Here is an 18529-nt window from a genome sequence, read left to right as displayed (position 1 = left end):
GGCTACATGAAAATTATTGAGTTCTTTTGTATGACTTCCCTATTGCCGGTGCTGGACATTATCTCCGCTACTCGGCTCACAAGGTCCTGCTGTTCGGTGCTCGACTTTGCCTTTCTCAAATCTTCTTGTGCTACGGACACGCTGGTCTTGCAGATCTTACTTTCGCGGCCGACCGACTTGAGATCGTCAACGGGGGCGAGCTTAAAATCGCTTCTCCTGAGAATCTTGGTATCGCTATCAGCGGACTTGTAGTCGGGTCCAAAGACAGACTTAGCCGAATTTCCGATCACTTGCTTGATGTCGTTTCCTTTGACAACATCGAGTTTGTTGCCGAATGTTACTGAGTGCATATCACTGAGATTGATTGAACGTTCGCCGGAGACCTTGAACGTGAACGATTCTCCGAAGAACATGCGTACGTTGCGGGCCATGGTCAGCGTGGTTGCCGCGCCTCTCATGCAGGTGAATTTGGTCCCTTGGAAGAACTCCTTGGTGTTTCCCATCGTCTGCTTTTCCGAGTCGCCACCGTTGGTTTCCGACTTGTGGCCTTTGCTGATTAAATTGACGCGGTTCGAAGCCGTCAGGGTGATATCGGCGAACGTCCCGTTGGCGCCAGCAATGATTGATAGGCCACTCTCGGCGCAGATCTCATAGGTGCCTTTCGAGACGATATGTTGGGAGTTGCCGTTCGTGACCTCCATGGTCTGACCACGACCGATTTTCATCAGTGCAGCGCCTTCGATATTTGCCTGAAAGTCTTTATTGGTGAAGGCAAGTATGCCGTCGTTGTCGCTTACATGCTTACTGGTGACGGCCGGGGTTTCATCAACAGTCGTCGTGAGTCCAGTGACAATGTGTGCCTCTTCGCCCGAATAAGAGCCGAGGCGCAGATAGGTAGACCTCGTCAGCGGAGAGGCCAGTGTTTCTGGAACGACTAGTCGCGTATAGGCGTTTGGCATAGTAGGCTCCCTACGTATGATTCTGTAGGCGCCCTAGCGTAGCGCCATCAAGCGGGTTTGAGAGGGCGATATCGAAACTCCGAACGCGTTCGGGCTGGCACCGTTTTGCTTGGTCGGCATCCCCATTTTGGTCGCCGGGGATCCGCCGATGAACAAATTGTCCGATCCGGCCTTGGCGCGCCCCGGACCCATGACAAGGCCAGACATGACGCCGAGGGCCACACCCGCGTTGTCACCCATCGATATCGCGCGCTCGGTCGTCATGTTGTGTGCAGGCATACACATGATAAGGCAACGATATTGCGTCGGAATAGCCGTCGTGTTCATTGCGGTGTTAGGATAGGGGGCTGGCACGATGGCGGGACCGGATGGTGTTTTGCAGACGTCGGGAAAGCCGTGATCCTCCGCCAGCATCGGGCCATTTGCATTGACAAAAGGCATCGTTCAGCACGCTCCGTTGAACGGGATGACGCGACTTACATCGTAGAGTTCGGCGATGGCGCGTTCAGGTACAGTTTGCAGGGCGCTACCATGCTGGGCCACGAACAGACTGCCTTCGGTCGACGCGCAATGAAAGTCAGTGCGCAAAAAGCGCGAGCCGGAAAAGTCGCTGCCATTGGTATTGGCATGGTGCATCAGCGCATAGGACATGTCGGCACCGGCAAACGAGGCGGACCTGGCCGATGCACGGGTGAAGACGGCCATCTCCAGGTTTGTGCCCGAAAAATCGCAGCCGTCGAGGCGCGCCTCTACGAAGACGCACTGCGTCAAATTGGCATTGCGCAGCCTTGCGGCTCGCAGGTCAGCCCTCACAAACAGTGTGTTCGGGGCGGTCGCGCTCGAGAGGTCGGCCCCCGTGAGGCTCGCGTCCGTCAAAACCGAGCCAGATAGATCGACGCCGGACAGGTTTGTGCGGTTCAGTTTGGCACCGGTCAGGTTCGCTCGGGCAAGCCTCAGGCCCGTGAGGTCGCGCTCCGACAGATCGCATTCCGAGAGAAGGATTGTCTCGCAGCGCATTCCCGCGAACTGCGCACTACGCAAATCGGCCTGCGTGATGGCGGCGTTCGTAAGCGTGGCGCCATCGAGCACGATATCGGCAAGCTCGCAATCCATAATGGCGCTTTGAGATAGGGTGGCGCCGCGCAGGATGGCGTGGGCCAAGACGCAGCGCATCGCTGTCGTCTGGACGAACCGCGTCTCGCTGAAGTCGCTATGGCCAAAATCCGTTGACATGAACGTCGACTGCACGAAGCGTGCCCGTCGCCAGTCGGATGCGCCAGCGCGGCAACTGACGAACATGCATTTTTCAAAGCGAGCGTCGGTGAAGGAAGCGCTGCTGAAGTCGCAGTCCTGAAACATCATGCCGGTTAGGAAGGCACGAGTGAAGTTGCTGTTGCGAAAAGAAGAGGTCAGCACAACACCATCGTTCAGGCGAAGTCCAGATAGCATCTGGCCATCGAGGTTGGCTTCGCGTACCGGAAAACTATGGGCGATCGACTGTAATAGCTGATCAATTGACATGGCGCGTGACCATCAGGACCGTGCGGTCGATATTGGCGTTGCTCAAATCGGCGGCGACCAAGGCAGAATCCATCAGGTCGGCACCATAGAGATTTGCATGGCGCAGACTGGCGCCGGTCAGGTCGGTCTGATTGAGATGTGCCTCGAGCAGATTGGCGGCATAGAAGTCGGTGCCGCGCAGATCGTTGCCAGTGAAGACCGCACGTTTCAGCGATGTCATTCGAAAGGTAGCGTGCGACAAAGCCGATTTGCCGAAATAGACGCCGTCGAGCCGTGCCATGGAGAAATCGGCGTCGCTGAGGTCGGCCGCCTGAAAGGAGAGGGCCTCGGCGCTGCTTCGGCAAAAGCGGGCTTCGCGCAGATCGATGTCGCCGATGAAGCCGACTTGGTCGAATTGCGAGCTGCTGAGGTCGAGTTGCGGCGCTGCCACCTTGAGAAAGCAGGTTTGCTCCAGTCGCGCGCCGGCAAAGCCCGCGCCGGACAGCGATAGATCCATGAATTGCGTCCGCTGGACAATGGCGTTCTCCCAAACGCTATTATCAAGGGCGCTTTGGATGAAACAGCATTGATGTAGCTGTGCAGAGCGGAAGGTTGCCCCGATCATCGGCACCTGCAAAACTTGCAGCTCGATAAGGCGCGCTTGGTCGAAGGATGTGCCCGCCATGCGCGCGCCGAGAAGATTGTTACGCACGAGCAGGCTGCCGGAGAAACGCGTTCCACGGCAGTCGGCTTCACCTAGATTGGCTTCGGTGAGGTCGGTCGCGCTTAAATCAGCGTTGACGAGCGCCGCGCCGGTCAGTGCGGCTTTCATTAGCTTTGCGCCGGCCAGATTAGTCCCATTCAACTTTGCGCGTTCAAGAAAGACGCCGGAGAAGTCCGCGTTCGCAAATCGCCGCCCGGAGAGATCGGCGCCGGCCAGATCGCGACCCGCAACCGTGCCGCCGCGCCGGAATTCTTCTTCCATCACATCCCCCAGTGCGCGCGCGACAGCTGGCGCCAGCATTGTTTCAGGTCTGAGCGGCTTGGGTGAGGCGAGCCTTGCCGCGGCCATGCCGGCTGCCAACTGCCCTTCCGCTTTGCCGATCTCGGTCTGCAAGATAGTCAATGCTTCCTGAGATTCGCTTTTGGCAGTGGCCATCACTGCTTCAGGCTCTCCAGTGATCGCAGTTTGATGAGGTGCGCTCAAGGCCTCGAACGGCGCGCCGTCATCGCTGGTTAGCGAGGGGTAGGTCTTGCTGAGCGCCGCTTCAGCTTCGGCGAAGACCGTACGTAGACGTTCTGCGGCGTCAGGCGCTGTACCGGGGCTCTCGATCTGCGCCAATAGCTCGTCCATGGTCAGGCGCGGGGGTGCTTCTGGCGCGACGCTCTGCGCTTCTTCCGGCAGTACAAGCGCCGGAATGTCGGGATGTGAAAAGGCGTCGTCCGATATCGCCTTGCGTATCGGCTCGAGCGGTCGTCCAGCCGCCAGGTTGAAGAATCGAGCATGTGCAAGTTCGAATTGCTTTTGCTCGTCGAGCGATTGCGCTGCCGTGCGAGGGATTTCGGCACGCCAGTTCTTCGCCTGCGCCAGCCTGTCTTCAAAATCGCGCATGAGGGCCGGATCAGTGTCCGGCGGCAGCGCAGAGAATGGCGGAGCTTGCTCAAAGCTTGCATCGATCGACTGCGCCGCGTCCATGTTGCCGATCGCGGCGAGCAAGGCATCGATATCGCTCGAGGCTGCGTTTCCGCGGGCGATCTTTTCATAGGCTGCGCATACGGGTTCGTATTGAGTAGCGAGTTTGACGACGTCGGATTCCGCCTTGGCCTGGGCCGTCTCTAGGGCATCGAGAATCTCGGCCAAGTCGATCTCGCCGCTCTCAAGTTCCTCCGGCAATAGTTCCGGAATGCTTGACGATTCGATCGACGGTATCTCGATTGTGGGGCGCAGCGAAGGCGGAAGGTCAATGCGCGCGAATTCCTGATCGAGCGCCCAGCGCATGGAGGCCAGTTGCCGTGCTGCGCGCTCATCGGCCAATTCGCGTCGCCGCGCTGTACGACGCTCGCGTTCAGCGGCCGAGAGCTCAGGGGCAAGTTGATATTCCGAAAAGGCATTGCGTGCGGCCGTCGTCGGGTCGAGCCGCAGTTGCCGGACGTTGAGGTAATGATCTAACGGTCGCGCTGGCTCGCTCTGTCGCTCGTAAGCGACCATAATGTCGCTGACGTCGCTGCCATCCAATTCCTGCACGGCGATCGCGGTACGATAGATCATGACGCCGCGGCGGGCGCCGGCAAAAAGCCACAGCGTATCGATGCGCGTCTGCAGTTCTGTGACTCCACGCGACTCATCGCTCCAGCCGATGAAGCAGCGCACTCGAAAAGCCGGCAGGCGACCTTTGATTAATGGATGCTCCGCGGAGAAATTCTGGAGCGCGTAGTGTTCTCCGCCAGAGAGAAAGCCGGCCATGCGCTGGTCCGGCGGCGCAAACATGAAAAGCCGGGGATCGGCATCGGTCGCCAGAGCGGGGGCGAGCGATTTCAGCCACGCGGTGTCATACGTTCCCGCGTATTGCAGGCGCTTCCTGTCATCGAGCGCTATTGGTCCGAAACTTGCTGGCGGCGCGATTTCGTCGATGAACTGAATCGCGTGCTCGGGGCTTTCCACGTTGGGCAGGGCCACCAGCTCGCCGGCCATGGTGCGGTGAAGGGCCCCGTAGCCAGCGCCGACGGGGTTCGCGGCGTAGCCGGGCCCGCCGAACGCGCGTTGCCGAGTTAGCGGCATTTGCCGGAAAGGTTGAACGGCTGTCGGTCGCCAGCCGGAGGCTGTCATCTGCCAATAACGGTCGCCCGTCACTAGAAGGTGCTTCTGCATCGGTCCGAGCGTCCAGCCCAACACCATGCGCTCGGTTGGCCGCCCCTGAGGCGCCGCGGCATGTCCACCGATGAGCACTTCCGCTTGCGGCTTGGGCATTCCGATGTCGAGAGGGTTGCCAGGCGGAAGCTCCTTCGCGGCCATAACCCAAAGGTCCTGCTCGCCTTCCAGACGGTCCGCGGCCGGGTTGGCGAGGTCGAACATCGCGAAAGCGGAAATGATGAGGCTCGCCCCAGGAGGACAACGCTCGCATTTGGACAACAGACCCAGTGTGCGTGGCTTTACAAGAGTTGGCATGGGACCCGCTGAGAAAATTTTCGTTTCTTAGCCATATGTCTCGAGCGTGACGGCCTTGCGACCGCCTAGGCGGACGTGTCGTTGTGTCACATACCAGATTAGGTGGGTATGAAGATCAGTCAGCGGGCGTACATGGTCGATTTGAGCTGGAAGACTTAGTTGACCGTATCGTCGAGAATCGCGACTTACGGCGCTTTATCAGAGTCCACTGCAGCGACCGAAAAGAAAGGGTAGGGTGCTTGTGGGCGCTTGCCGAAAAATACAAGCCGTTCCAAAACCGATGCTTCGGTGTTCTTCCGCAGGCTGGCGTTGGGAATATGGATATGCCGAGCTCTCTCTACGCAGGCTTCGGAGTGACCATATTCAGCTTTGGAGGTCAGCGAGGACGTGTGAGCCGGGCCGCCATTCAAATCGATGGTAGCAGCCGATGAAACTTATGCATGAAATTGCTTATCCCATTCGAGCACGAGTCGAAGATCACCGGTCGCTAGATCAAGCGTTCTAGCCTGGCCACCACGCGAGTGAGCTAGGTCTGAAAAGGTCCGCGTTACGAAAGCATCCGTGCAAGAATTCGTTCAAGCGAGAGAACTGAGTTCCGCTGCGCGCATCCGATTTTGGTTCGCTTCGTTGGCATGAAACAATCATCATTGATGCAAGGAAGCGCGCGGAGAGGGTGATCTGTGAACCTCGTCGTTGTTTCGAACCGTGTTGCCCGCGGCAAACCCAATGAACCAATGACAGGTGGCCTTGCTGCGGCCCTTCTCCCCGTAGTGGAGCAGTCTGGAGCAATCTGGGTAGGATCCTCGGGCCAACTGAGGCACGGCGCTCAAAAGGAGCCTTCGGTCGAGACGCTTGGCAGCGGCAAGCTTGTCATGTTGGATCTGCCGGCCGAGTATTATAGCGGCTACTACAATGGCTTTGCTAATTCAGCACTGTGGCCGACCTTACATTCGCGCACTGACTTGATCGACATCTCGGACCTCGACTATTTCAGCTATTGTCAGATCAACGCGATTATGGCTGGAGTGCTGCTCCAATTCAGGAAGCAAGCCGCGTTCTGGGTGCATGATTATCATTTCCTTACGCTCGGCGCGGAGCTGCGCAAGCTCGAAATCGAGCAGAAGGTCGATATCAAGCACACCGTCGGCTTTTTCCTGCACACGCCATGGCCAGAGCCCGCGACGATCCGCTGTCTGCCATATCATCGCGAACTGATCAGCGCGATGCTCGCTTATGACCTGATCGGCTTCCAGACTGATGAGGATCGACAAAATTTCCTCGACTATGTCGGCCCTTATCTTAGAGTGGTGATCGAGAACACTGACGTAATTTCGGGCTACGGAAGGACGCGATGCCGGGTATTTCCGATCAGCATCGATGCGGATAAGTTCGCGCAGTATAGCGAGCAGGCGGTCTCTCATCCCGTTGTCTCGTCGCTACGGCGCAGCCTCAATGGCGGGGCACTTGCGATCGGCGTCGATCGGATCGACTACTCCAAGGGCCTCGACAAGCGTGTCGAGGCCTTCGATCATTTGTGGACTGAAAAGCCACGCAGCATTTCGCTTCTGCAGATCGCGAACCCGTCGCGCAGCAGCATCAAAGCCTATCACCATCTGCAGAAATTCGTCGCCGGGCGTGTTCGCGAAGTTAACCGGTGCCGTGGCACCGACAACTGGAAGCCGATTCGCTACCTCAACGCAAGCTTCAGCCAATCCGTGCTCGCGGGGCTCTACCGCACCGCGCAGGTTGGCGTGGTGACGCCGTTGCGTGATGGCATGAATCTCGTGGCGAAAGAATACGTCGCCGCGCAAGATCCGAAGAATCCAGGCGTGCTGATTTTATCGAAATTTGCAGGCGCTGCAAAACAGCTAGACGGGGCCCTTTTTGTCGATCCGTATGATATCGAGGATATGGCGGGTGTGATTTCGAAGGCAGTATCGATGCCGCTCGACGAGCGCTGCCGCCGCTGGGAAGCAATGATGCAAAGACTTCGCGGCTACACCATCCAGCAATGGTTCACAGAATTCGTTGCGGAGCTGAAGAACATCCAGGCCGAGAAAGCCGCTCGGAAGTCCATTCCGCGAGACATCAGGGCGTCGAGTGGATCAAAACGGAAATTCGAGGACGACTCAGCCGGGACTTCGAGCCACTCGCACCTGCCGCGGCAGTTGTCATATCCGATAAGCGACGTGCGGGCTGGGATGCCAATCGAAGATTTGACGTCTATCGCAGGCCCTGGTTGGATTCACGGTCCACAACCGGCTCCGCAGGTCCTGGTCGATGCACTGAAGCGAATCGATGCCCTCCCGAGGCCATTCCAACGGACGCCACATTTCTACATCCACGGTTATCCTTACACGGCTGGTTATGGCGGGACAACGAAGCCGATTCCAAACAATCCGCTAGGCATTGTGGTTTATATCACCCCTCGGCTTAACGGTGGCTGAACGAGAGCCTTGGATGGCGACCCGACCCAAAAAGATCGCTAGGATTCGGAAATCCGGCCAGGCGACCAGTAAGGCAAGAGCAAGAGCTGTCTCCCTCGTGGACCAAACTCTTCGCGCAACGGGAAATTATCACAAGCCTTCAGTGATGGGTATCGTCGCGCTCGCCTTCGATAAAGAATGGTAGTGATATCGGCCGCCTGGGTAGCAGGATAGCAGAGCAATCCAGTAGGGATATCCCGCAGAAGGCCGCGAGCGCAAGCTATACATCGGCCTATGTGCGGCAAGCACAACAGGAAATCCAGCGGCTGCTAATACGCGGCTTAAATTGAGACGATGCGCGTTCGCATGCCTGAAGTCGCAACGCGACCAATTAATGTAAGCTTGGTACGTCCCCCCATACGAGATGACGGTAGCCACGCTCGCTCAGCCACATGGCAGGGTCAAGATGACTTTCATAAGCCATTCTCGCGCGATCCGGTTCGCCCTCGGGATCGATGTGTAGGACAATCTGCGCGACTTGATCTCGGTGATATTGTCGCGGGTATTATCGGTTTCTTGCAGTGCTATTTTCGCAACTGGCGATTGCGCTATTTCTGCTTGTCGCTTACCGCTAAGACGCAACCGCAATTAAGACAATCACCCAGTGGCCGCGTGCGCCGGCCAGGCGCTGCCTGAGAAAGACGAATCGTCGGCTTCTCGCGATTGACGCTGTCGACGACCAGCTTGACGCGGCTGGCAAGGCCGCGCGTATTTCCGGTGTCGATCCGATGACGCGGAAAATGGCCGTCGAAATCGAACCCACCTGATGTAAGAAGCGGGCAGATGCTGGAAACACGTCGAACTCAATCCTTGTGTTTTGGCTTCCGATGGGTTTTAAGCCCGTCACTTCATGATCTCGGCGTGAACGAGAAGCGATTCGTGCGGTTTTGCCGTGCTCGGACAAGAGTAACGGAGCCGGCGTAGTTCACGCATTTGAATCGCACTGCGCCGCTAAAAGGAACCCATCATGGCCAAGATGACCAAGAACCAGCTAATTGATGCAATTGCTGAAGGAACGCAGATTTCCAAGGCTGACGTAAAGGCCGTCATCGAGCAGATGGCGACTGTAGGCTACAAGGAGTTGAACGAGGCCGGCGAGTTCGTCATTCCCGGATTTGTCAAAATGTCGGTCGTGAACAAACCCGCTACTGAAGCTCGCAGCGGAGTTAATCCATTTACGAAGGAGCCGATGCAATTCGCGGCCAAGCCGGCCAGCAAATCGGTTAAAGCGTCACCGCTCAAGGTTGCCAAAGACGCAGTCGCTACGATGTGTCCGTTCTCTGTGGATACATTGCAACCGGGCTAGACGGCGTGGGTGGTCGGCACACCATCGCAAACTGCTGCTCCAAACTTATCATCGGCGTGCGAACGCACCTCCATCGCCATGTCTTTCGCTCTTCTCCGGCCCGAGGCGGTCAGCCTACCAGTGCATCAGGCGCGCGGCGGGCCGGATGCTCGGCACCCTCCTGATCGCGCTCAGGCTCTAGCTGCCTTCGATGCGTGCAAAATTGGACTACCGGCTGCGCGTTGCGCTGTCGGGGTACGCCAACTCCTGATCGGACGTTCGCGGTGCTGTACGTGCTGGTCATCGATCGGCCGCTGACCGGAAGCGCTCGATCAAGCTTGAAGCGTCATCGCGAGTGCCGACCCAAAGATCGTGCAGGCCTTCGTCGAGCAGGTGAAGCAGTCGGTATGGCGCCGAGAAAGCCGCGCCAATGACGACTTCGTCCGTTGGCGATTCGGCTGCTCCACCGCCAGGTTGGCGCGAAAGCAATTTATTGCAAGCCTTGCGGATCGAGGCCGGCCTAAATAGCGCGGCAACGACGAAGCGGGACGAACATGCAACCCATTCAGGTTGAACTGGTCGAGTGGGATCGTAGGTCTTTCCCAGTGGTTCGTTTCGCGTGCTTCCGTCTCGGCATCGCCCCTCTCAAACTTAGCTTGAGAAGGAACATTGCCCGAACGGCGCTCCCGAAAACCAACCCGCACAACTGTCCGCGATTTAGCGGAATGCTGTCCCGGAATTACTGAAATTGCTGTCCGGGAATTACCGAAATCGGTGTCCGGAATTGCAGAAACACGCAGCGTACTGGTCAATGGCGGCGACGATGATGGCTTGAACGTGCTGATAGCACCCACCGCTGAAGAGCGGCGTGACGGCGGGTCTCTCGCCAGCGATTTTATCCAGGGACTGTTTCTGCCTTGTCGTCATCATAGTTCGGCTCGTCTACCATTTGCGGCCTCCGAGAACCCTGGGCTTGGGCTTCGGGCTGCTCAGCCTTGAACCGGTCCCGCTCGGCACAAAGTCCATCGATCCCTTGGGCCGAAGAGTAGAGAGTATCCGCCAAACCAGCGTGTCGGGCGTAGAAGTCGTACAGATGCTTACGCAAAGCGCCGGCGAGGATGTGCCCTATATCGACATTTAGGAGTTTCGGAAGCAAATCGGAAGAAAGGCCATCTTAGGCCAAGGGCGAAATGACACCCCGGGCCTAAGACTCATTGACTATGCGTGTCCTTAGAACTTCACATTGAAGTTGGCGTTGAGGCCGTTCTTTGTGACGCCTGAGCCGAACTGGCCCTGATAAGCGATGCCAAGGGCGGTGTTGCTGGAGAGCTGGAAGTCTAGACCCGCTTCAATGAGCGCCAGGTCCTTGCCAATGGATGCGCCCGAAGCTGCAAAGGCGCTGGAGCCGGCAGCAAAGCTGGCTGTCGACAGCGGCATGCAGTCACCAAAGGCACGACGCCAGCCAAGATCGGTTCGTGCTGTCGTGGCTACGTGGCCAACCTCAAGAAGGGTGGTGGCGCGGATGCCGAGCGTGGAGAGCGTCGTGTCCATCGTACCGGAGTGAATATCAAGTGTCGCTCCGTTCAATCCCTTCTCGCTCAAACCATCCGTCTTGATACGAACATAGGCGAGATTGGCATAGGGCTCGATCAAAGAATGGTCGCTGATGTGAGCCCTGTAGCCCAGTTCTCCGAAGATCTGGAAGGTGCCCGCATCGTAATCCGAGGTCAGCTTGTCGCTGAAGCCCGGGAACGCAACGCTGCGGCTCATCTCCAGATCGTGCCAAGTGTAGGCAAGGCCTGAGCGGAAAGCGATAGCCCCTTTTGGCATAGCCCACTCAGTGCCGGCGTAGGTACCGAAAGTGTAGTTGTCGCTGCTGCCTGATGACGAAAGGGCATTAACCTTGAAAGTGGAGCGGCTATAACCTGCCAGAACACCAGCACGCCAGTCGTCATAGACGGTCGCATCGATACCGGTCATCAAGCCGCCAATGGTGGATTTGGTCTTTGCGGCATTGCTCTCACTTGATTGCGTCATCCAGCCGCCAAAACCGGAGTCCCATGCTGCGTAACGCTGCAAGTCGTCGGACGGGACACCAGTGGACGCTGGGGCGACCGTACCGATGGCAGAGGCGGATTTGCCGCTTGCCTTCTCAGAACCATAAGCTATCACCGCGATCGGTGAGGACGGAGTGCCGCCAAAGGCCTGTTCCAAGCGGTTGTGGACTGCCGAACGGGCATAGAAGCTGTCATTGACCAAATTGCCTTTGGCGGATGCATAGGCGGACGGCGAAAGCTGACGCAGCGCAGATGTGACCTCTGTACCGTCCGACGCGGAGAAATCGAGTGCTCCGATGAGGGAGTGCAACCCCACAGCAGCGTTCCCAGCTATTTGATCGAGGGCCGCGCCCACCTGGCGGCTGTTGGCATCGGCTCCATAACGTGAGTAGGCATCGGTTGCGCGGGAGAATGTAACTGCGTACGTGTTGTTGCCCTGAGCGGTAGCGCTTGTCATCAGGGTAGGCGATTCCAGAGACGTCGTCACCTTCGTGAAGGAACCTGTGAGAACTGTGGTGTTCAACCACTGATTGGACGTGACGCTGAAGCCGCTGCCATACCAGCCACGCTGCGGCGCAATCGTGAGCGCACCGTTAAGCGCCGCATTGCCGTTCACCACGAGCCGGCTGATCGCACCATTATTGTTCAGCGCGACTTGCAAGCGACCTGTAGGAGTCTGTAGATAGTCGCCATCCACCGTTATACTGTTGTTATGATGATCGAGTAGCGGCGCCAGAGTGCCGCTATTGGTGAAACGGCCATCGGTATTGAGCAGGTAACTGCCGTTACCCGTCAGCGTTGCGCCTTGCGCGACATTCACGTCGTGCACTTCATGAGCGCCGGTAAACAATGAGGTGCCACCAACCAATTGCAGTGACAAGTTGTTGCGTCCGACGATGTTGCCATCGTAGCGCTGTGCAAAACTTGCGTCGGGCTGTCCTGTTGAGTGACCATTCGCGTCGGGTGCCATGCCGAACGTCAATTTGGTTAGGCGCGACGCGCCGTTCTCGTCAACCTGGGCGTAATCGGACCGGATGTCCCCTGACAGCACCGCCCCACGCATCACGTTGATCTGGCTCACATAACCATTTTCTGACATGTGCATCGCGGCATAACTGCCAGCTAGACGCCCGGTCAAGTCGAACGTGCTGACGAGGGGACCGTCGATTTCGTCGAGCATCGGGGCCGGTTCGTCGGCCATCGTGCGGATATACGAGCCACGATATTCCCTGCTATTGCCCAACATGTTATTGCCGAAGTCGAAGCTTGCGGCAATGCCATGCTCGCCGAGAGCCTGGACGTCGCCTCGCTGGGTGAATGTGTGATCCTTCCCGTAGGCGAACATGACGCCGCGCGCATAGGTGCCATCCGCATAGACGCGGGTCCCGGGCAGAATTGTTATCGAATTGTTTTCCCCATCGACACGGATGCCGGCGCCTCCGGCTCCGCCCGAAAGCAGGTCGGCGCGCTGAACCACGGTGTTGCTGCTGCCATAGACGTGCAATCCCAGTCCGAGCGGAGCCACGTTGTAGGAATTCGGCAAATAGGCCGTGCCTTCGGCGTTGCGGGCGAAGAAGGCGTTATTGTTGACCAGAGTCTGACCGTCGCCGTAGATGGAGTAACCGAAGAGATTGCGTCGATCGATGGTGTAGCCAAGATCCTGCAGCGCGGCGAACTCCGCCTCCATCAGATTGACGTAATTCCTGTATGCCTGATGGCTCATCAAACTGTTCTTGAGCTCGATATGCGACAGGAACGGCTTATCCGGAAAATAGTTGGTCATCATTCGCACCGGAATACCGGGCATGGCACCGGCCAGCACCTCGCTCACATGCTTGCCACTGAAATAGCCTTGATCGCGTCGCAGGTCAAAAACATCGTCAGCTGGCGCGTTCACGCAGGCGGAACAATAAATCGCCTGTCCCGGCTTAGCCTGTTTGCCATTGGCATCGTACAAATGGGTCGTCCAGGCATTTAGCGTTTGAGGAAAATACGGCGAGTCTAGTGAGTTTTGCGAATAGCCGGAAATAGTACTCCCGATGCCCAACGCATGTGCGACCTCGTGTATCACAACGGATGTCAGATTGACCTGCGGTGTCATCGACAATTGCGACGGGATATATGCCTGGGATGAAAAATCCATCCGGCCGATTCCGATCACACCGTGCGCCCCGCGGAGAAGTTCTCCCGGATCCTGGCCTGTGAGTGCGGCCTGCACCTTGGTGCCGGCACCCTGCATAACGCTGGAGAGAGGGCTAAACGCCCATGCGTTGTTAACGAGAACCCCGCCAATATTGACAATGGCTGGCGATTGACCAGGTATGACCTTGATGATTTTAGCCCAATGCTGAATTGCTGCCAGTGATTGATCTACTTCCCATCGCGAGAGATTCCTCTCTGAGAACTGCGGCTTATTTTCAGCGTCCTCGTCATCGAAGTAAGGGCCGTCATCGGTGTTGAATATCTGCGCCCGCATGAACGGCATACCGTTCGAATCCCTGATATCATGAGTTTCAATCGCCTGGCCGGGCGTGGCGAGCAGGGCGTGAGCAGCCGCAACAGCTGCAGCCGTCGTTGAAAGTTTCTTCGTTCTCATTCCTATAACCTCCAGTTTGGGGGACTAATGGATGCGCGAAGCTGATGCGTTCAGGATTCGGAGTTGCGCTTCGATCTCGTCACGCACCCCAGATTGAGCTTGCGCCCGGCGCGGCCGCTACACCGCAGGCGGTGCAGAGGATTACGGCAGGCTGCCGCCATCGGCGGCCTTCTCCATCAGCAAAGCCGACACATCGTTGTGGGCGCGCGCCACGGATGTTGGAGCCGAGCCAAATGTCACAGAACGGCGAGATTGACTGTTTGGCCTTGACGACCAGGACACCGTTCGGCTGCATCTCGGACAACCAATTCAGACCACCGCTCCACGATTCAGCATGCGTGCGCGTTTCTTTTCTCGAATCGAGTCCTCGAGCGCGGAGCGGTTAGCATGGAGCTGGGTTCAGTCGAGCTTGTCGACGTCGATACCCTTGATGGTGTTGTGCTCGTCAATATCAAGTGCGGGAGCCTGCTCCGCCTCGGCAGTTGGCCCGGGCGGAATGACCTGCACAGGCGCCGCCATTGTGGACGCAAAAATGGACACGACCGCCGAGAGCGTCAGCTTGGCCCAGCCAAACACTTCATGATCACACTCCTGCCGACGCCGCCGGATTTTACAAAATACGTAGCAAGGAACGTTTTGCATTTTGAATGCTCTCCTAACTGGTGTCGTGCGTCCTACAACCTGACGTAGCGGTCGAATCAAGCCTTTCAGTGTGGCGCTTTCCATTGTTCACGGACGCAACGATCAACGCCCGAGCAACGTTAGCCGAGGCTGGATATGTTCATCGCCGGAAACACGTGGTCTGCTGGGCAAATGTCCAGTGTAGAAGCTCATGACCAAATCAATGGCTCTCCGCCGCCATCGTTATAGCCATTGTCATCGCCTTTGCCGGTGCATTGGCGCTGTTGCGCATTCAAATAGCGGATTGCCGTTTTCGGCGTGTGCATCGCCACTTTGGCGCTGGTGCTGCTCGCGGCCAAAGCACCCTTCGAAGTAGTGGAAGCAATAGGTCGCACTAGCAGGCGTCGGTGCCGCGACATAGAAGCGTCGTTTGAGCCCACGGCTTTAAGGGATTGAGTGCAGTAGGCCCAGGGCAGTAGCTGGTCGATGTCGCGATTTGGATGTCCGCTGACGATCTTGGTCATTACGTGAGTGAGATAGGCAAGCGGTCACACGGGCGCCACCGTTGTAGAGGAACAGCAGGAGTGTGCAGTCGCGCCATACATCGCCAGTCGCCGGTGCCGCTTGGCATATCGCGCGCGACATCGTCGGCTTCGAGGTAGGTTGCCGGTCGCTGCTGGGCCTTCTTCGACGGGATCGACAGCACCTTCGTGTACTGCATCGAGCAGGCTAAGTCGTTGCGCACCAGATGCTTGACGAAGCTGGCGATTGCGGCGCTGCGGCAGTTGCGAGGTGGCGGCCGAGCTTGGATTCGATGTGATCAAGGAAGCACGCGACGGCCTTGGCATCCAGGTTGCAAAACTCCAGCACGGCAACGCCGCGTCCCTGACGCTGCGCGACGAACTCGAACAGAAGTTTCAGCGTATCCCGGTAGGCGTCGATGCCGGAAGCGAGTAGAGGCGATCTCCACAGGAACAAGGCCGGCACGGCATCCCCGCTCAATCGGCCTTAGCGCGCCAACCGGCGCCACGTGAACAATTGGCTCGCGGACACCAAGCATGGCCCGCCACAGCTATCTGCAACGATCTGCTGCTTTTCTTCCAATGTCCAACGGCGTCGAGCGCCCGTCGAGACGACTTCCAGTCGGGAAATCGGGTACGGCATGCCCGACGTGCTCGGCAGGGACCGCGAGCGGTATGCCGGCAAGACCGTCGCCGTGCTCGGGGGCGGGCACTCGGCCATCGGCACCCTGACCGACCTGGTCACCCTCGCGCAGCAGGAACCGGGCACGCAGCCGATTTGGCTGCTCCGCAGCGGCAATCCCGAAAAGAGCTTCGGCGGCGGGGCAAACGACAAGTTGTCGGCTCGAGGCGAGCTTGGTGCACGCTTCGCGTCGCTCGTCGCGTCTGGACAGGTCCAGGTCGAAGCCTGCCGCCATCACGCAAGCGGATGGCCGTCTTAGGGTCGCGACTTCGTCCGCCTACTGCGGACGCAGCATCGTCGTCGACGAGCTGGTCGTCGCGACCGGATTCCGCCCCGGCTTCAGCTTCTTGAGCGAGATCCGGCTGCGGCTCGATCCTGCGATCGACGCGCCCGTCGCGCTGGCTCCCCTGATCGACCCCAACGAGCATAGCTGCGGCATCGTGCGGCCCCACGGGGCCCGTGAACTGGAGCAGGACGACCGCGGCTTCTACCTTGCCGGCATGAAAGCCTACGGGCGCGCGCCGACCTTCCTGATGCTGACGGGTTACGAACAGGTCCGCTCCATCGCGGCCGACATCGCCGGCGACAGAGAGGCCGCCGAGCGCGTCGAGCTCGAGTTGCCGGAGACCGGCGTCTGCACGCGCGGAGGGGTCGAGGCCGGCGCCGGCGCATCCGGATGCTGCGGCGGTCCGCCCAAGCAGGACGCATCCGCCTGCTGCGCGGCTGATGAGAGCGCGAAGAAGGCCGGCGCCGCCGGATGCGGATCTTCGTAGTCGGCGGGGCGGGAAGATGAGTGGCCGAAGCGGCGGCCTGGAAGGCCGATCCCTGATCGTCGCAATGTGCCTCGGTCAGATCGGGAATCTGCTGCCGCACGTCGCTCTCTCCGCCAATCTCGCCCAGCACCTCATGCCAGCGTGGGGACTGAGCGGGCGGAGGGCGGCCTCATGGCGAGCGGCTATGCGTTCGGTTACATGCTCGCCGTGCCGGTGCTGACGACGCTCACCGATAGGATCGATGCGCGATTGGTGCTGCTGTGTGGCTCGATCGTCAGCGGCCTCGCAACCATCGTTTTCGGCCTCTTCGCGCAAGGCTTCTGAACCGCGACCGTCATCTGGGCTCTGGCGGGGCTTGGCTTTGCCGGCGCCTACATGCCGGTCTGAAGGCGCTCACCGACCGGTTGCTGGCCGGCGACACGTCGCGCGCGGTCACGCTGTACACCTCCAGCTTTTCGCTTGGAGTGGGCCTCTCCTTCCTGATTGCACAGATCATCGCAGACGCGTGGGGCTGGCGCTGGGCCTTCGTTCTGACGGGCTCGGGCCCCGTGGCGATGGTCATCGCGTGCCTCTGATGGACGCCCGCCAGCCTGGGCCTAAGCAGGGGCGCCTCCTGGATTTCAAGCCGGTTTTCGCGAACCGGGAGGCGCTCGGTTACATTCTCGGATACGGCGCCCATTGCTTCGAACTCTACGGCATCCGGACCTGGCTCGTCGGATTCTGGACCTTCGTGATCGGGCATCAGGGTGCCCCGACATGGCTATCGCCGGTCGCGGTCAGCTTCGTCTTCGCCATTCTCTCCATGCCCGCCAGCATTTTGGGCAATGAGACGGCGCTGAAGTTCGGCCGCCACCGCGCCATCACGATCGTGATGATCGCGTCGGCGGCGGAAGCTCTCATCCTCGGTGCGAGCGTGAGCGCGCCGGCTTGGGCTCTCGCGCTCCTGCTCCTCGCCTACGGACTGACAGTGCCTGCGGATTCAGGCGCACTGACCGCCGGAATGTCGGCGGCCGCCGCGCGCGATCATCGCGGCGCCACGCTTGCGCTTCATCATTCCACCGTCGGCTTCGGACTATCGGCCGCGGGGGCTTGGGGAACAGGCTTGGCGCTCGATCACGCCGGTGGGCCGCAAAGCGCGACCAGGTGGCTGCTAGTCTTCATGGTGCTCGCCGTCGGGATTTCCATCGGACCGCTTGCACTCCTCTGGGCTCGCGCAGGTGAACGCAACGCAGGCGCGCTCGCCAGGTAGCGCTCGCGGAAAGAGGGAATGCACGGGGATCGCGGCCGACTAGGTGTCATCGTATCGCTGGGCACAGTCCAGACGCTCGCTTGGGGATCGAGCTACTACCTGCCTGCCATCCTCGCCGACCCTATCGCTCGCGATCTCGGATCTCCAGCAACTGGTTCTTCGCGGCGTTCTCGGCGTCGATGGGCATCTCCGGACTGCTCGGGCCTCGCGTGGGTCGCCAGATCGACCGGGTCGGGGGCCCCAGGTGCTCTGTGCGTCGAACGTCGTTCTCGCCGCAGGGCTCGCTCTTCTCGGCGCGTCGAATTCAGTCTGGACCATGTCGATGGCCTGGCTGCTGCTCGCGTCGGCATGGGGCTCGGCCTCTACGACGCCGCGTTTGGCACGCTCGGACGCATCTACGGCAGCGACGCGCGCAGTTCGATCACCGGTCTCACTCTGATCGCCGGATTCGCCAGCACGGTCGGGTGGCCGCTCAGTTCTCTAGGTCTCGAGACCATCGGCTGGCGGGAGACCTGCTTCGCGTGGGCCGTGGCGCACATCGTGCTCGGGTTGCCCTTGAACCTGATTGTACCCATTCCGCAAACCCGTCATTTGTGGTACAGCATGGACCTTCTCGGTACAGCATTGCTGTACC

Annotated in this window: 9 protein-coding genes and 4 pseudogenes; 6 read left to right on the top strand and 7 right to left on the bottom strand. The window is 59.1% G+C overall.

Annotated features, from left to right (window positions below; all coding sequences use genetic code 11):
• Window positions 1–2: 2 nt before the first annotated feature.
• The 4 genes from RX331_RS24180 to RX331_RS24165 are packed head-to-tail and all read right to left on the bottom strand — an operon-like array spanning window position 3 to window position 5532.
• A complete protein-coding gene (locus RX331_RS24180) occupies window positions 3–959 on the bottom strand; it encodes a hypothetical protein (RefSeq protein WP_317252384.1) in 957 nt (318 codons plus the stop codon).
• Window positions 960–992: 33 nt separating this feature from the next.
• Window positions 993–1400 (bottom strand): DUF4150 domain-containing protein, encoded by a 408-nt coding sequence (locus RX331_RS24175; RefSeq protein WP_317252383.1) that lies wholly within the window; start codon window positions 1398–1400, stop codon window positions 993–995.
• A 3-nt stretch (window positions 1401–1403) separates the two neighbouring features.
• The gene (locus RX331_RS24170) at window positions 1404–2480 is read right to left on the bottom strand and encodes a pentapeptide repeat-containing protein (protein ID WP_317252382.1); all 1077 of its coding nucleotides are present in this window, start codon (window positions 2478–2480) and stop codon (window positions 1404–1406) included.
• A complete protein-coding gene (locus RX331_RS24165) occupies window positions 2470–5532 on the bottom strand; it encodes a DUF2169 domain-containing protein (RefSeq protein ID WP_317252381.1) in 3063 nt (1020 codons plus the stop codon). The genes RX331_RS24170 and RX331_RS24165 overlap by 11 nt, the downstream gene beginning before the upstream one ends.
• Before the next feature lie 773 nt (window positions 5533–6305).
• On the opposite strand from RX331_RS24165, the pseudogene RX331_RS24160 reads away from it, so the two are divergent.
• Both RX331_RS24160 and RX331_RS24150 read left to right on the top strand, forming a co-directional pair.
• Window positions 6306–7691: pseudogene (locus RX331_RS24160) on the top strand (trehalose-6-phosphate synthase); the annotation flags it as partial.
• 1387 nt (window positions 7692–9078) lie between these two features.
• Window positions 9079–9417, top strand: a complete 339-nt coding sequence (locus RX331_RS24150; RefSeq protein ID WP_317252380.1) for an HU family DNA-binding protein — start codon at window positions 9079–9081, stop codon at window positions 9415–9417.
• 1209 nt (window positions 9418–10626) lie between these two features.
• Here RX331_RS24150 and RX331_RS24145 read toward each other — a convergent pair.
• The 3 genes from RX331_RS24145 to RX331_RS38940 form a co-directional block, all read right to left on the bottom strand.
• Window positions 10627–14049, bottom strand: a complete 3423-nt coding sequence (locus RX331_RS24145) for an autotransporter domain-containing protein (protein WP_317252379.1) — start codon at window positions 14047–14049, stop codon at window positions 10627–10629.
• A 399-nt stretch (window positions 14050–14448) separates the two neighbouring features.
• Window positions 14449–14691 (bottom strand): hypothetical protein, encoded by a 243-nt coding sequence (locus RX331_RS24140; RefSeq protein ID WP_317252378.1) that lies wholly within the window; start codon window positions 14689–14691, stop codon window positions 14449–14451.
• A 188-nt stretch (window positions 14692–14879) separates the two neighbouring features.
• Window positions 14880–15194 (bottom strand): hypothetical protein, encoded by a 315-nt coding sequence (locus RX331_RS38940; protein ID WP_410708005.1) that lies wholly within the window; start codon window positions 15192–15194, stop codon window positions 14880–14882.
• A gap of 268 nt (window positions 15195–15462) precedes the next feature.
• On the opposite strand from RX331_RS38940, the gene RX331_RS24130 reads away from it, so the two are divergent.
• The 4 genes and pseudogenes from RX331_RS24130 to RX331_RS24110 all read left to right on the top strand — a co-directional run.
• The gene (locus RX331_RS24130; protein ID WP_317252377.1) at window positions 15463–15627 is read left to right on the top strand and encodes a hypothetical protein; all 165 of its coding nucleotides are present in this window, start codon (window positions 15463–15465) and stop codon (window positions 15625–15627) included.
• 193 nt (window positions 15628–15820) lie between these two features.
• Window positions 15821–16646 (top strand): annotated as a pseudogene (locus RX331_RS24125) (FAD-dependent oxidoreductase); the annotation flags it as partial.
• A gap of 64 nt (window positions 16647–16710) precedes the next feature.
• Window positions 16711–17895 (top strand): annotated as a pseudogene (locus RX331_RS38935) (MFS transporter).
• A gap of 18 nt (window positions 17896–17913) precedes the next feature.
• Window positions 17914–18468: pseudogene (locus tag RX331_RS24110) on the top strand (MFS transporter); the annotation flags it as partial.
• Window positions 18469–18529: the final 61 nt, after the last annotated feature.

The organism is Bradyrhizobium sp. BWA-3-5 (assembly GCF_032917985.1).
GTDB lineage: Bacteria > Pseudomonadota > Alphaproteobacteria > Rhizobiales > Xanthobacteraceae > Bradyrhizobium.
The sequence above is the reverse complement of the archived record's forward strand: the minus strand, read 5'-3'. Positions and strand labels throughout refer to the sequence as shown.